The organism is Psychrobium sp. MM17-31 (assembly GCF_022347785.1).
In the GTDB taxonomy this organism is placed as follows: Bacteria; Pseudomonadota; Gammaproteobacteria; order Enterobacterales; family Psychrobiaceae; genus Psychrobium.
In genome coordinates this window covers 695,629-709,764 of the sequence record NZ_JAKRGA010000001.1, presented here as the reverse complement: position 1 = coordinate 709,764, position 14,136 = coordinate 695,629, and the positions used below count along the sequence as shown (strand labels likewise).

15 protein-coding genes are annotated in these 14,136 nt (G+C 42.9%); 11 read left to right on the top strand and 4 right to left on the bottom strand.

Annotation, left to right across the window (positions count from 1 at the left end):
• Window positions 1–7 precede the first annotated feature (7 nt).
• Window positions 8–883 (top strand): HDOD domain-containing protein, encoded by an 876-nt coding sequence (locus tag MHM98_RS03125; RefSeq protein WP_239437777.1) that lies wholly within the window; start codon window positions 8–10, stop codon window positions 881–883.
• A 74-nt stretch (window positions 884–957) separates the two neighbouring features.
• Window positions 958–1,455 (top strand): hypothetical protein, encoded by a 498-nt coding sequence (locus MHM98_RS03120; protein ID WP_239437776.1) that lies wholly within the window; start codon window positions 958–960, stop codon window positions 1,453–1,455.
• 95 nt (window positions 1,456–1,550) lie between these two features.
• Here the strand turns inward: MHM98_RS03120 and raiA are convergent, their stop codons facing one another.
• A complete protein-coding gene (gene raiA / locus MHM98_RS03115) occupies window positions 1,551–1,949 on the bottom strand; it encodes a ribosome-associated translation inhibitor RaiA (protein WP_239437775.1) in 399 nt (132 codons plus the stop codon).
• A gap of 284 nt (window positions 1,950–2,233) precedes the next feature.
• Between raiA and MHM98_RS03110 the strand changes: the two genes are divergently transcribed.
• The 7 genes from MHM98_RS03110 to MHM98_RS03080 all read left to right on the top strand — a co-directional run bounded on the left by MHM98_RS03110 (window position 2,234) and on the right by MHM98_RS03080 (window position 7,977).
• Entirely contained in the window at window positions 2,234–2,845 is a 612-nt protein-coding gene (locus tag MHM98_RS03110) for a paraquat-inducible protein A (RefSeq protein WP_239437774.1), read from the top strand.
• The gene (locus MHM98_RS03105; protein ID WP_239437773.1) at window positions 2,842–3,468 is read left to right on the top strand and encodes a paraquat-inducible protein A; all 627 of its coding nucleotides are present in this window, start codon (window positions 2,842–2,844) and stop codon (window positions 3,466–3,468) included. The genes MHM98_RS03110 and MHM98_RS03105 overlap by 4 nt, the downstream gene beginning before the upstream one ends.
• A 24-nt stretch (window positions 3,469–3,492) precedes the next feature.
• Entirely contained in the window at window positions 3,493–5,136 is a 1,644-nt protein-coding gene (pqiB, locus tag MHM98_RS03100; RefSeq protein WP_239437772.1) for an intermembrane transport protein PqiB, read from the top strand.
• 3 nt (window positions 5,137–5,139) lie between these two features.
• Window positions 5,140–5,715, top strand: coding sequence for a PqiC family protein (locus tag MHM98_RS03095; protein WP_239437771.1), 576 nt, complete (start codon window positions 5,140–5,142; stop codon window positions 5,713–5,715).
• Window positions 5,716–5,781: 66 nt separating this feature from the next.
• Window positions 5,782–6,165, top strand: a complete 384-nt coding sequence (locus tag MHM98_RS03090; protein WP_239437770.1) for a glutaredoxin domain-containing protein — start codon at window positions 5,782–5,784, stop codon at window positions 6,163–6,165.
• Window positions 6,153–7,013, top strand: coding sequence for a S1-like domain-containing RNA-binding protein (locus MHM98_RS03085; protein WP_239437769.1), 861 nt, complete (start codon window positions 6,153–6,155; stop codon window positions 7,011–7,013). The genes MHM98_RS03090 and MHM98_RS03085 overlap by 13 nt, the downstream gene beginning before the upstream one ends.
• A gap of 106 nt (window positions 7,014–7,119) precedes the next feature.
• Window positions 7,120–7,977, top strand: a complete 858-nt coding sequence (locus tag MHM98_RS03080; RefSeq protein WP_239437768.1) for a TraB/GumN family protein — start codon at window positions 7,120–7,122, stop codon at window positions 7,975–7,977.
• A 63-nt stretch (window positions 7,978–8,040) separates the two neighbouring features.
• Here MHM98_RS03080 and MHM98_RS03075 read toward each other — a convergent pair whose 3' ends face one another.
• Both MHM98_RS03075 and MHM98_RS03070 read right to left on the bottom strand, forming a co-directional pair.
• Window positions 8,041–8,247 (bottom strand): hypothetical protein, encoded by a 207-nt coding sequence (locus MHM98_RS03075; protein ID WP_239437767.1) that lies wholly within the window; start codon window positions 8,245–8,247, stop codon window positions 8,041–8,043.
• Between the two features lie 13 nt (window positions 8,248–8,260).
• Window positions 8,261–9,130: an SPFH domain-containing protein gene (locus tag MHM98_RS03070; RefSeq protein WP_239437766.1), complete on the bottom strand. Its 870-nt coding sequence runs from the start codon at window positions 9,128–9,130 to the stop codon at window positions 8,261–8,263.
• Between the two features lie 176 nt (window positions 9,131–9,306).
• Here MHM98_RS03070 and MHM98_RS03065 point away from each other — a divergent pair, with 176 nt between their 5' ends.
• A complete protein-coding gene (locus MHM98_RS03065; protein WP_239437765.1) occupies window positions 9,307–11,526 on the top strand; it encodes a S46 family peptidase in 2,220 nt (739 codons plus the stop codon).
• A gap of 70 nt (window positions 11,527–11,596) precedes the next feature.
• Here the strand turns inward: MHM98_RS03065 and MHM98_RS03060 are convergent, their stop codons facing one another.
• Window positions 11,597–13,090 (bottom strand): CoA-acylating methylmalonate-semialdehyde dehydrogenase, encoded by a 1,494-nt coding sequence (locus MHM98_RS03060; RefSeq protein WP_239438056.1) that lies wholly within the window; start codon window positions 13,088–13,090, stop codon window positions 11,597–11,599.
• A gap of 133 nt (window positions 13,091–13,223) precedes the next feature.
• Here MHM98_RS03060 and MHM98_RS03055 point away from each other — a divergent pair, with 133 nt between their 5' ends.
• Window positions 13,224–14,111, top strand: a complete 888-nt coding sequence (locus MHM98_RS03055; RefSeq protein ID WP_239437764.1) for a LysR family transcriptional regulator — start codon at window positions 13,224–13,226, stop codon at window positions 14,109–14,111.
• Window positions 14,112–14,136: the final 25 nt, after the last annotated feature.

The following is a 14,136-nucleotide window of genomic DNA, read 5'->3' as shown; positions in this document are numbered from 1 at the left end:
CATATAAATGGACTTTAATTTACTCGTCGATAAAGTTAATTCGCTGCCATCTCTACCTCAGGCATACCATAAGTGTTGCCATCTATTAGAGCAGGAAGTGACAGACTCGGCTGCTTTGGCGAAGGTGGTCAGTACGGATCCTGGGATGACGATGGCGGTGTTACGTCTAGTAAATAGCGCGTTTTATAGCTTACCGCGTAAAATTGAACGTTTAGATCACGCCATTTCTATTATTGGCCAAAATAAGTTCCGCGATCTTATCTTAACCGCCGCTGTGGTTGAGGCGATGTCAAAGCTAGCCGGCGGTGAAATCAATATGGAAGCCTTCTGGCGCCACAGCGTATTAACTGGCTTGCTGGCGCGAAGAATTGGACTCTATTGTTATTTGCCAAACAGTGAGCGCTTACATATTGCTGGGTTATTACATGACGTCGGGCAGTTAATTTACTTCAATTTGCTTGGCACTAAAGCAATGAAAATCTGTGAATTGGTGTCTAAATTGGGGGTTGAGCCACATGTGGCTGAGCGCAAAGTGCTTGGTTTTGACAACCACCAAGTGGGTGAAGCACTGTGTAAAGCGTGGAACTTACCGCAGTGGCTAACACAAATCGTTGCCCATCATCACGAGCCTGAGAAAAGCGAACATTTTGTGCAAGAGGCGAGAGTTATTTGTCTGGCCAATAAAATTGCGGGTCAACACTTTCCGGGACTTACGTCGTTAGGTTCCTTTAATGCCGTGGTAAAAAACCAAAGTGCTATCGACGAAATTCACACCGAGCTGAGTCTGTCACCGGAAGAAATTGAAATGGCAACGGAAGAAGGCTTGGGACAATTAGAAGGTGTGTTGTCCTCGTTAATCCCCGATTTAAGTAGTGTTAGCTAATCATAATTCTTTATGAAGTTTCTCCCTGCAATAGTTTATAATTGCTCAAGTGTTAATTGAATTGGACTTTTCCATTGAAAAAACTAATCAAATCGATGTGCTTGCTAATGATGACATTGTCTGCGAGCAGCTTTGCTGAAGATAAGAAAAATTTCTGCCCGATGCCAGAAATCGCGCCAAGTGAACAAGCGCTAGATGCTATGTTTTTAGAGGCGATGTTTGAAGCTGAATACGTTTTTCGCGGTAAATTGTTTACCTATTACAACGAAAAATGTGATGGCGAAATTTGTGCCTATAACGGCTTGGTGTTTAAAGTACTCGAAGATGTGGAAAATGAAACACCAGCTTATGTAGAAGTTGAGTGGCATGAAGATTGTGACCGTCTATGGCTTTATCCTACCGATTGGCGTCAAAACAAAGACCAAATGTTCTTTGAGATAAAGAAAGAGTATTTACTCCTTGCTAAAGATACGCCTCGCGGCATGGTGATAACAGGAGCGCGTAAAGGGTTAAAAATCAAAGAGCTGAAAATGAAGTTTGATTTTGAGCGCATCGGTCGTTACAAGCAGTAATACTAATTCCGATTAACTTGCACCAAAAAGCAAAAAGGCTGACTTAATAAATAAGTCAGCCTTTTTAGTTTTTGCTAGTGAATTTATCCCTTCACTTATTCAGTTACTACACCTCGGTCTGCCAAGGCATTAAACTCGTCTTGTTTTGCGCGCTCTTCATCGGTTTCAACAAATGACTTGTTGCCTGAATGAGCTTTGTCTAGCATTTTGCTTTTGTGTTTGCGCATTTGATTTTCTAGTTTGCTCATCATGCCGTCTACGGCACTTGACATGCTACGGTCTGCTGTTGATGTTGCAAAAATATCGGCACCTGGAATATGAATTTGCGCTTCGGCAATAATTTTATGTGTGTCGTGTTTTTCGGTTGTGAAATTAACATTCACGCTAGTGATTTGATCGCTAAATCTTTCTAAGCTTGAAATTGAATCTTTTACGTAACTGGCTACTTCGTCTGAAACTGTAACATGTTGACCACTGATGTTTACTTTGTACATATATTGATATTCCTTTTGTGGTTTAAAAACGAGAACTAACTGGATATCTCCTGTGTGGTTTGTCTTGAAGTGTGACTCTATAATTGTCACGTTAGTTCCATAGTGTCAATAGCCATTTTTGCTGATTGGCGATTTATTATTCGCACTAAATTTGTGGTAATGATTTAAGTCAATTTAGGCAAAAAATTCAGTTACACGACAGCGTTTAGCTGGCATAGTGGCAGGTTGAGTTTATTGAATTTCTTTTGAATCTTTACTTTTCGATAATACGACGCGGGAATTGAATGTCTTCAGAACAAGTTATCGCTTGTCACCACTGTGATTTATTAATGGCGCCTCCTCAAGTTAAAGAAGGAGAGTGCGCGCTGTGTCCTCGTTGCAATCATAAGATCACCCGTCTTCATCACAGTAATATTAATCAGTTGTTTTCCTTTGCAATTACGGGACTCATTCTACTATTTTTGACTACCCAGTTTAGCTTGATGACTTTTAACCTCGGTGGCAATGTCAGTCAGATTGATTTATGGCAAAGCGCCATAAATATGTATTTTGACGACTACAAAGTGCTGGCCGTTTTAGTATTGTTTTTTATCTTCGTTCTTCCTGCGCTTATTTTGCTGCTGATTGTGTTATTTATCGGCTCGGTGAAAACGGGCATTGGCTGCTGGGCGCAAACATCGATGTTGAGATTGATTTTTGTGATGATGCCGTGGGCGATGGTAGAAGTGTTTTTAGTGGGCATTTTGGTTAGCTTGGTTAAGTTGGTGACCATTGCGCAAATGGATTTAGGCTGGTCGTTTTGGGCCTATGCAGTGTTTTGTTTTTGTTATGCCAAGGTCCTTAGTTTGGTAGACCGCTATCAATTTTGGCATTGGATAGATGAGGCGCATCGATGAAAGATTATTGTCGTCAATCGGCAGCTAGCCAAGGCTTAGCAAATTGTCACTCATGCAGTTTGGTCTCGCCCGTTGAACTGGGAACTTGCCCCCGTTGTCAAACCGAATTGCATTTGCGTAAGCCCAATAATTTACAGGTGACTTTGGCGTATTTAGTTACGGCATTACTACTATATATTCCAGCAAATTTGTGGCCGATGATGGTGACTGAGAAGCTAGGGCAAGTTGAGCACAATACAATAGTTGGTGGCATTATTGTGCTGTGGAAAGACGGTTCTGAGCCCATTGCTATTGTGGTCTTTGTCGCCAGTGTATTAGTACCGATAATTAAATTTATCATTTTGTTTCTGTTGTGTTTTTCGGTATATTTCTCTGGCATGCTTTGCCCTGCTAAACGATTAAAGTTGTATCGAATGACTGAGCTAATCGGACGCTGGTCGATGGTGGATATTTTTGTTGTAGCAATTTTAGTTGCTTTAATACAGCTCGATCACTTACTCAATGTACAGCCGGGCACGGGGACCATTGCCTTTGCGGGCTCGGTAATATTAACCATGATAGCCGCCAAATCTTTCGACCCACGTGTATTGTGGGATGATTACGATAGAAAATGCCAACAATAGGCCAATTAACGATGAGACTTATCAATGAGTGAAACACAATCATCACCGCCGATGATGGCAGAAATTAAGACCCATAATCGCATTTCTAAGGTATGGCTTATTCCATTTTTAGCCATCGCCATTGCTTCGTGGATGGTTATTGATACCTATGTTAATCGCGGTCCGGCGATAACTATTACGTTCGCCAACGCTGAGGGGCTGGAAGCTGGGAAAACTCGCGTTAAAACTCTCAATGTCGATATTGGTTTTGTCAAAGCGGTTAGGCTCCACGACAGCGGCGTTATTGCGCATATTCAGCTCGACCAACAAGTGGCAGATATGCTGACCGAGGATGCGAATTTTTGGGTCGTTAAGCCGCGCATTGGTAATGGTGGTGTTTCTGGATTGAGCACCTTGATGTCGGGCTCCTATATTGAGTTTGTACCTGGCGAGAGTGAAGTACTTGCCGATGAATTTGTTGGCTTGGAACAAGAGCCTATTACCGCTATTGGTATTCCTGGAACGCGACTTGATTTAGTGAGTGAGCAAGGGGATTCATTATCCATCGGTGAGCCGGTGCTATATCGCGGTTTTGAGGTGGGACGAGTTGAAAAATCAACCTTCGATATCAAAAATCGCAAAGTACATTATCAGATTTTTGTTAAGGCGCCTTATAACGAATTGCTAACGGAAAATACCTATTTCTGGAATAGCAGTGGCGTTGATTTTAATGCGACAACACAGGGAATTAAAGTTAATTTAGGCTCGCTTGAATCTATCATTAGTGGCGGTGTAACTTTCGACGTTCCGGTAGATTTACCGCTTGGCGATAGTATCAATCTCGATAAGCCACATGTTTTATACCCCGATGCAGACAGTGTGTATGAGAGTCGACAATATCAAGCCAAAGAGTTTGTAGTGATGTTTGAGGACTCTATTCGCGGATTGGACGTTGGTGCTCCTGTAGAATATCGCGGCATTCGCGTCGGCACTGTGGCTAAAATTGATAGCACCCTGACCATGGATATTTTGGCCAGCAATGAGCGCCGTATTCCTGTACTAATTAAGTTTGAACCTGCGCGCTTAGGCCTTCCTGATGACGAAAACTCTATCGAGTTGATTTCATCATACATTGATAAGTGGACTAAACAGGGACTGCGAGCCACTCTAAAATCAGGTTCCTTGCTGACGGGCAGTTTATTTGTCGATCTCGATTATTACGTGCTTGATAGCAACAGTTATCGCGAAGAGACTTATCAGTCGTGGCCTGTTATGCCATCAATGGCAGGCTCTTTGGCACAGATTGAAGAGAAAGTCTTTGCGATCCTCGATAAGTTCTCATCAATGCCAATCGAGGTGACGGTTGATAACATAAACGAGATGTTAGCCAGTGCCAATGACACTATGGCAGGTCTGAATGAGGCGGTAGCCGAGGTTAAGAAGCTAATCAGCGCCCAAGAGACACAGGCAATTCCACAGTCGGTTAACCAAACATTGGAACAGCTGAGTAAAACGCTTGAAAGTTATAACCAGCAGGCGCCGGTATACGGCGAGTTAGAGCAGAGCTTGTCGCAATTCCAGCAATTAATGCGTGATATTCAGCCGCTGATTAAAGAGCTCAACAATAAGCCGAATTCGCTGATCTTTAAAGGTCAGATGGCGTCAGATCCACAGCCAAAAGGAAAATAAACCATGAAAAAAATCCTAGTTAGTTTAGGAGTCGTGTTACTTGTTGGCTGTCAATCGGTGACGCAATCAGTCAACATTTTTCAGCTCTCAAGTGGCCCGCAAAGCGCGGAAGTTAATTTCGATGCCAAACAATTACTCATTAAGCGCGTTGCGGTCGTCGATTATCTCAAGCAGTCAAATATTGTGTTTGAAGGTGAAGGGGGCGAGCTTATCGCTACTCGTTATCAGTTGTGGGCGGAGCCAATTGATAAAGGTATTAGTCGCAGTTTAATCAATGATATTAATAACGCGCAGAGTGAGATCCGCGCCGACGACCATTACTTTACCCGTTGCCGTGAACAAGCCAAATGCTACAGTGTGGAAATTTATGTTGAGAAGTTTTATCCAAGTTTTGATTCTACGGTGAAATTTGCCGGTAAATACAAGCTTTATCACGACGATAAGGTAATTTCACAGCACGATTTTAGTTTGCAAAAAGATCTCAATGAAGATGGTTACAGCCATGCCGTTGCGACCTTAGATAAACTGGTTTCTCAACTCGGGCAGTCTATCGTAAAACAAGTGTCACAACTCCCGTAAACTGCCAGTGAGATCCAGCGGTGAGTGTGTTATCATCGCCGCCAATTTTACTCTTGAGGTTTAGACATGTTTATTGTTCGTTGGATCTTGGGCCGCATCATCTTGCTGCTTAACTTTATTTTCTCTCCACGTGGTTTAAAGCGCGACGCTGATACACAGGCTAACGTTGATGCACAAACCAAATCAATGACGCTGTATCAATTTGCTGCATGTCCATTTTGTGTCAAAGTACGTCGTCAAATGAAGCGATTGTCGTTAAACGTTGAGTTACGTGACGCTAAAACATCACCTTTTAAAGAAGAATTACTTAGCGAAGGTGGTTCACCAAAAGTACCTTGCCTACGCATTGAAAAAGACAATGGCGAAGTGCAGTGGATGTATGAATCATCTGATATTAACGCTTATTTAAGCGAGCGTTTTGTACCGCAGGAGCAAGCATGTCAAGGTTAAGAGGCTCACGTCTACGCGGTTTAGTTAAACTGGGGCGCATTAATACGTTAACGGTTGTCAAAGAAGTTGAGTTTGGTTACTACCTCGATGGTCAAGATCTCGGTGAAATCTTACTGCCAAATAGCGCGGTAGAATCTTTGTTAGCTGTTGATGATGAAGTTGATGCCTTTATCTATAAAGATTCTGAAGATCGATTAATTGCCACCTTAAAAACACCTAAAGCGCAGGTTGGTGAAATCGCTAGCCTTAAGGCAAGTGCCGTTACTAGTATTGGTGCCTTCCTTGATTGGGGCTTAGAGAAAGAGCTATTAGTGCCATTTGCTGAGCAAACAGAGCGCATGGAAGAGGGTAAATCATACCTCGTGCTGCTGTATGTTGATGTTAGTAATCGCATTGTTGCTTCAACTAAGCTCGACAAGCGTTTACATCGTGAGCCAGTTAATTACAAACCACATCAACAAGTGGATATTGTCATTGTCGATCACACCGACATTGGTTATAAAGCGGCCATCAATGGCGCACATTGGGGCGTGTTGTATCGCAATGAAGTATTTAAAGAGTTACGCGTTGGTTATAAAACCAAAGCCTATATCAATCGTGTGCGCGAGGATGACAAAATTGACCTGCTTCTAGAAAAGCCTGGTTACTCTCACAACGATGAATTGGCGAATAAAATCATTAAATTCTTAAAGCAAAACGATGGCTTTAGCCATGTTAGTGATAAGAGTTCACCCGAAATTATTTCCCGTTTATTCGGAGTAAGTAAAAAGAAATTTAAGCAATCTATCGGTAATTTGCTAAAAGCTGGGGCGATAAGCGTCGAAAAAGACGGTATCCGCTTGAAATAGCTAAATTGAAAATTTCGTATTTAAAAGCATCATCACACTTTAGTGATGGTGCTTTTTTTATGGATGCTTTACAGTGGCACTTCAATTTTTTATACAAGGAATAAGTATGTTGTTTAGCAAACTGATTAAACAAACATTTGTCGTGTTAATTCTCGCGACCTTCTCATTAGCCACATTAGCAAATGGTGCAAAACCAGCATTTTGGAAAGTTGAACACAATGGCACAACCAGCTATATGCTTGGCTCTATTCATATTGGCGACAGTAAATGGTACCCGTTATCAAAAGAAATTATGGATGGCTTTGCCCAATCAAAGCAGCTAGTGATTGAAGTTGATGCCACCGATCCTGTTAAAGCGATGGCGATGCAACAGCAAATGATGTTGCCAAAGGGGCAAACGTTAAAAACAACCTTATCGCCTGCCACTTATGAAAAGCTATCGGCCTATTTCGCCAAAAATGGTATGCCTATGGCATCTATTGAGCCAATGAAACCGTGGGCCGCATCTACTATTATTAGCTTACTGCCGTATTTGAAAGCGCAGCTTGCACCACAATATGGCGTTGATCCACTGTTTATTGCCCGCGCTAAAATGAAAAATATGCCACTGATTGAACTTGAAACCATGCAGTTTCAGGTCGATATGCTGGCACGTACTTTCAATGATGAGAAAATGCTATTAGAGTTGCTTGAGCTGCCTGATAGTGAAGCGCTAAAGCTGATCGATTTTTGGAAAAAGGGCGACATGGCTGGTTTAGATAAATTGATGGCGGAGCAAATGACGCCGAAACAATTTGATGAAATGTTAGTTAAACGCAACAAAAACTGGGTGGCACCATTGAGCAAAATCTTTGATGGTAAAACACAAACTTTTGTTGTAGTGGGCGCCGCCCATATGGCTGGCGAATTTGGTATGCCGACCTTGCTCAAAAAAGCGGGTTATAAGGTGACTCGAATTCAATAGCAGTCGCTAAACATTTGATAAGAAAAACCACTGCCTAGGCAGTGGTTTTTTGTTTGCATGGTATTACTTCTCTTTATTTTGCTCTGTTGTATCAACAACTTCAGTAATTACCTTATCAACTAATTTTACCCGGCCGCTTTTCACTAACGCTTGGCGTAAAATATATTCTATCTGTGCATTAGCACTGCGAAGTTCATCATCAGCCCAACGCTGCACTGCCGCTAAGATATCCTCGTTGATACGCAGGGGATAGGCTTTGCGTTTGGTCATGATTAGTTCCTAATTAGTTATATAGTGAGCCAGTGTTCACAACAGGTTGCGTATTCTTGTCTGAACACAACACCACTAATAAATTACTGACCATGGCTGCTTTGCGTTCTTCGTCTAGCTCAACCAGCTCTTTCTCGCTTAAGCGGTTTAACGCTAGTTCAACCATGCCTACTGCACCTTCTACGATGCGTTCGCGGGCGGCGATTATCGCAGCTGCTTGTTGGCGTTGCAACATCGCGCTGGCAATCTCTGGCGCATAGGCGAGGTGACTAATACGCGCTTCAATAACTTTTACACCGGCTTTTGCTAAGCGAGATTGAATCTCTTCTTTTAGTGCGCCTGCAACTAGATTAGCGTGCGAGCGCAATGATACTTGCTCTTCACCGTCGTGCTGATCATAAGGGTAGTTGGTTGCTAGATTACGCAACGCCGCTTCAGACTGAATGCTAACAAAGCTTTCGTAATCGTCTACTTCAAATAACGCTTCTGCGCTATCAACCACTTCCCACACTACGACCGAGGCAATTTGAATTGGGTTACCGAGCTGATCGTTAACTTTGAGTTTATCACTTTCAAAGTTACGCACACGCAGGGAAACTTTGTCTTTGATATACAAAGGATTCGACCAACGCAGTCCGGTATTGGTATCTGTGCCTTGGTATTTACCGAATAGCAGCTGCACGCGGGCTTGCTTTGGATGAACCATATAGAAGCCAACACCGATAAAGATGCTTAACGGGAGCAGCGCAATAAAGAAAAGTTTTTGCTCTCCGTCGATATTAATCATCGCCGTTAAGAAGATTGCAATATTAAGAACTAGTAATCCAACAATTGGATAACCGCTCATGCTCCAGCCTGCTTTTTCCGTGGTATGTGTTTTCATAATCCACCTCCGTCTTATAAAGTAATTTGTATGTGATGTCATTTTGATATCACTTTAGATCTAAAAAATGATCTTTGCAATCTTTTTATACAATTTACAATTCGAGTTTGGAGTATTTTATTTTGGTTTGTCGTAGAATAGCGCCCGCTCATTTCAAATAAGCTTGGATAACAATAATGAAAAAAATTATCTCACTGGCCGCCGCGCTTACTGCGTTTGGTGCCATCGCTGATGAAGGTCAATGGCAACCTCATCAAATTAAAAAACTGCAAAGCGAATTTGATCGCATCGGTATGGAATTATCGGCCGAGCAAGTGTCTTCACTTGATCAATATCCGCTCAATGCCGTTGTTGGTTTAGGCGGTTGTTCTGCTTCTTTCGTATCGCCAAATGGTTTGGTAGTGACTAACCATCACTGTGCTTATGGCGCTATCGCTAATAACTCAACGCCAGAAAATAACCTAATCAAGAAGGGGTTTTTGGCCAAATCAATGGCTGAAGAATTATCAGGCGGCCCGCGTCAACGCGTTTACATCACCGAAGAAGTGACCGATGTTACCGATAAAGTGGTTGGCGATTTAGGTGAACTAACGGGGAAAGCGCGATTTGATGCCATTGCTAGCAAACGCAAAGCACTAGTTAAAGCTTGTGAGACCAGTGATGACTATCGCTGTAGCGTACGTTCATTCCATCACGGCATGGAATATTTCTTGTTAAAACAGCTTATGATCAAAGATGTGCGTCTAGTCTACGCGCCACCTGATTCATTAGGTAACTTCGGTGGCGATATCGATAATTTCGAATACCCACGTCATACTGCTGATTTTACGTTCTTGCGTGCATATGTTGATAAAGATGGTAAAAGCGCCAACTACAGCAAAGACAATGTGCCATTTAAGCCAAAGTCATACCTTACGGTAAACCGCGATGGTGTTAAGAAAGGTGACGGTATTATTTTAGCGGGTTACCCAGGCAGCACTAGCCGTTATAAGCTGGCTAGTGAAATCGATTTTGCCGGTAGCTGGAGCTATCCTGCCCAAGTTGATATGTACAACAAAACCCTTGCTACCATTGCCGATGCCACTAAAGGCAATCCAGCACTTGAAGTGAAATATTCTTCAACTGTTAAAAGCATCAACAATCGCATGAAAAAACGCATGGGATTAATGGATGGTTTTAAAGTGACTGACATTCACGGTATCAAGCTTAAGCAAGAGCAAGATCTATTAAATTGGATTGCTCAAGATAAATCACGTCAGCAATATTCACTCACCCACGGTGAGCTATCTAAGTTAATCGAGCAAAACCAAGCTAATGCGAAGCGCGCCTTCTATGCTAGATATGCTGCAAGCTCTAGCTTATTGCGCAGTGCAAATACGCTTTATCGTTTAGCCAAAGAAAGCCAAAAACCAGATAGCGAGCGTGAGGCAGGGTATCAAGCGCGCGATATCAATCGCATTAAATCTGGCCTTAAACGTCTTAAAACGCGTTTCGATGCCAATGTTGATCTAGCATTGTGGACGATGTACATCAGCGAATACCTCAAGCAAGGTGACGCAGTAACAATTGAAGCATTTAATAAAGCCCTAGGTTTGACTGCGGATATGACTGATGCACAAATTCACGATAAATTGGCAGCAATCTACGCTAAGTCTTCACTGGCTGATTACGACACGCGCTTAGCGTGGGTTGGCAAATCGGTGGCTGATTTTGAAAACTCCGACGATGCCTTTATTAAGCTAGCCGTAGCGCTTTACGACTCAAACATGAAACGCGAAGCACAAGATAAAGAAATGGCTGGTCAATTAGCGCAAGTACGTCCTGAGTACATGAAAGCGATTATTGCATTCAATCGTAGCCTTGGTAAGCCTGTATACCCAGATGCGAACGGCACCCTGCGTGTAACGTTCGGCACAGTCGACGGTTACCCAGCGGTAGACGGCGTATACAAAACACCATTTACGTCACTTGAAGGGTTAGCGGCTAAAGCAACAGGTGTATTCCCGTTTGATGCCCCTGAGACAATCGTTAAAGCGATTAATGATCGCGACTACGGCAGTTACGCACAAAAGTATGTGGAGAAACAATTCCCATCGAAGTGGCATTGTAAGCTGTTTGGTTGTCACGAGAAGATCTTAAACGAGTTTAACTCTGTACCAGTTAACTTCTTATCAAGCGCTGATACTACAGGTGGTAACTCTGGCTCGCCAGTTATGAATGCTCGCGGTGAATTAGTTGGCTTAAACTTCGATTCAACATATGAGTCAATCACTAAAGATTGGTACTTTAACCCACGTATTACTCGCGCTATTCATGTTGATGTGCGTTACATGTTGTGGTTAATGGAGCAATACGGTGCTGATAATCTGATTGAAGAAATGAAGATTGTGAAGTAATCGTTCATTTCAAAACAAAGGCCCGCTAATCATATGATTAGCGGGCCTTTTTATTGATTGGACTAAGTTATTACTTCATGGTAATTGTCGTGTTAACTTCACCAGCATCTTCACCCGGGGCAAACCAGCGAGTAGATACTGTTTTGGTTTGGGTCCAGAACGCAATTGCTTGTTTACCATTTGGTCCTAAATCACCAAGTTTAGAGGCGCGTGAGCCAGTAAAGCTAAAGTAAGCTACTGGTACTGGAATTGGAATATTAATACCAAGTTGACCGGCATCGGCTTCGTTTTCAAAACGCTGCGCGTAGTAACCTGAGTTAGTAAAGATTGATGCACCGTTTCCGTTTGGATTAGCGTTTAGGATCTCAATTGCCTCTTCAAAAGTATCGGCATTAAGTACTAATAATACTGGGCCGAAAATCTCTTGAGTGTAAATATCCATGTCAGTTTTAACATCACTAAACATGGTTGGGCCAACGAAGTTGCCGCTTTCGTAGCCGTCTACCACGCAATCACGGCCATCAACCATTAAGGTTGCACCTTGATCGACACCGCTAGTGATGAGGCCGGTAATACGGTTTTTCGCGGCAGGCGTAATAACAGGACCTAAATCTGCACTGCGATCGCTACCAGGGCCAACTTTCATTTCGTGACTGCGCTGGGCAATTTCTTCAAGCCATTCTTGTGTTTTACCCACTAAAATAACAACTGAGTTTGCCATACAACGCTGGCCAGCTGCGCCATAGGCTGCGCCTAGAATGTTGTTAATCGCTTGTTCTTTGTCACAATCAGGCATGATGATACAGTGGTTTTTCGCTCCCATCATACATTGTGCGCGTTTGTCGTAATGGCTTGCGCGTTCGTAAATGTGTTTACCGACATGGCTCGAACCGATAAATGAAACCGCTTTAATTAGTGGGTGAGAACACAAACGATCAGCAACTTCTGGCCCGCCGTGCACAACATTAAGGACACCAGCTGGGATACCAGCTTCCAGTGCAAGCTCTGCAAGGAATAGCGACGATGAAGGATCTTGTTCAGACGGTTTTAAAACGAAGGTGTTACCAGTCGCTAGTGCTAGTGGGAACATAAAACAAGGTAGCATTACTGGGAAGTTAAATGCGGTGATACCTGCGCCAACACCTAGTGGCTTTTTCAAGGTGTGAACGTCAATGTGACCTGCAACATTGTTGGCCATTTCGCCAAGCGCTAGAGAGGTTATTGAACAAGCGTGTTCAACAACTTCTAAACCGCGCGCTACTTCACCTTCGGCATCTGGCAGCGTTTTACCGTGCTCTAAAGTAATTAACTCAGCAAGCTTTGACGTGTTCTCGCGAATGAGTTGCTGAAGTTTAAGCATGATACGCATGCGCTGACCCAGAGAGACTTTTTTCCACGACTGGAATGCGGCGTGAGCATTTTCAATGGCACCGTCAACTTCTTCTAATGTTGCTAGTGGCACTTGTGCTACCACTTCTTGATTAGCTGGATTTAAAACATCTAACCAACGATCTGTGGTTGATTGAACGTGCTCACCATTAATAAGCATCGGGATGCGGCGAATAGTCATGGAGGATCTTCCTATAGTTATATTTGTAAGTATCTAGCCAGCATAGCTAGCAGTTTAATCCTTGACAATAGATGTTGATGCAAGGCAGTCTTGCAAATATGCAATGGTTAATACGTTAGTAGCAATAATGAATTGGGAAGACTTAAAAATATTTTTGGAAGTGGCGAAAAGTGAAACGCTCACAGGCGCATCAAAGCGCCTTGGAATTGACTCTTCTACGGTTTCCCGTCGCCTTCATAAGTTGGAGTCAGCCTTGGGAACTCAGTTGTTCACCCGAGAAAATCAAGGTCATAAATTGACGCAACACGGTAGCAAATTATTGCAAACCGCCCTCGAAATGGAGCAAAAAACCCAAAGTGCCATTGAATTATTGCAAGGCAAGAATTTACAGCAATATGGTGATATCCGTTTAGGAACCACAGATGCCTTTGGTAACTATTTTATTGCCAGTCAGTTGCCTGAATTTATGGATGAGCATCAGCAAATCAATATTGAGCTTTTGCCACTGCAGCGCTCCGTTAAACTGGCGCATCACGAAGCAGACATTGCGATTACTATCGATAAGCCGACCAGTGAATCTTTAGTCGTTGCTAAACTGTGTGATTATCGTTTAAAACTCTACGCCAGTGAGAATTACCTCACTCGTCGCGGCGCAGTCAACAATATGGAATCACTGGTTAATCACGACATGATAGGTTATGTCGACGATCTTATTTTTAGCCGTCAGCTGTGTTACTTGGAGCAGTTTTTACCTCATATTACGCCGCGTTTTAGAAGCACTAGTGTTATTGCACAGGCAACAGCGGTAGAAAGCGGTATGGGCATTGCAATTTTGCCGTGCTTCCTCGCTAATCGAAAACAAGGACTGGTCGAAGTTTTACCAAATACTTTGGATATAATGCGTCAATTTTGGATAGCAGCGCCGCGTGACAGAATGGAGTTATTACGAGTTAAGACGCTGTGGCACTATCTACAACAGAAAACAGATCAATCTGTCTCACAACTCATTGAATAAATTGGGTGTGCAAGATTTAATTACG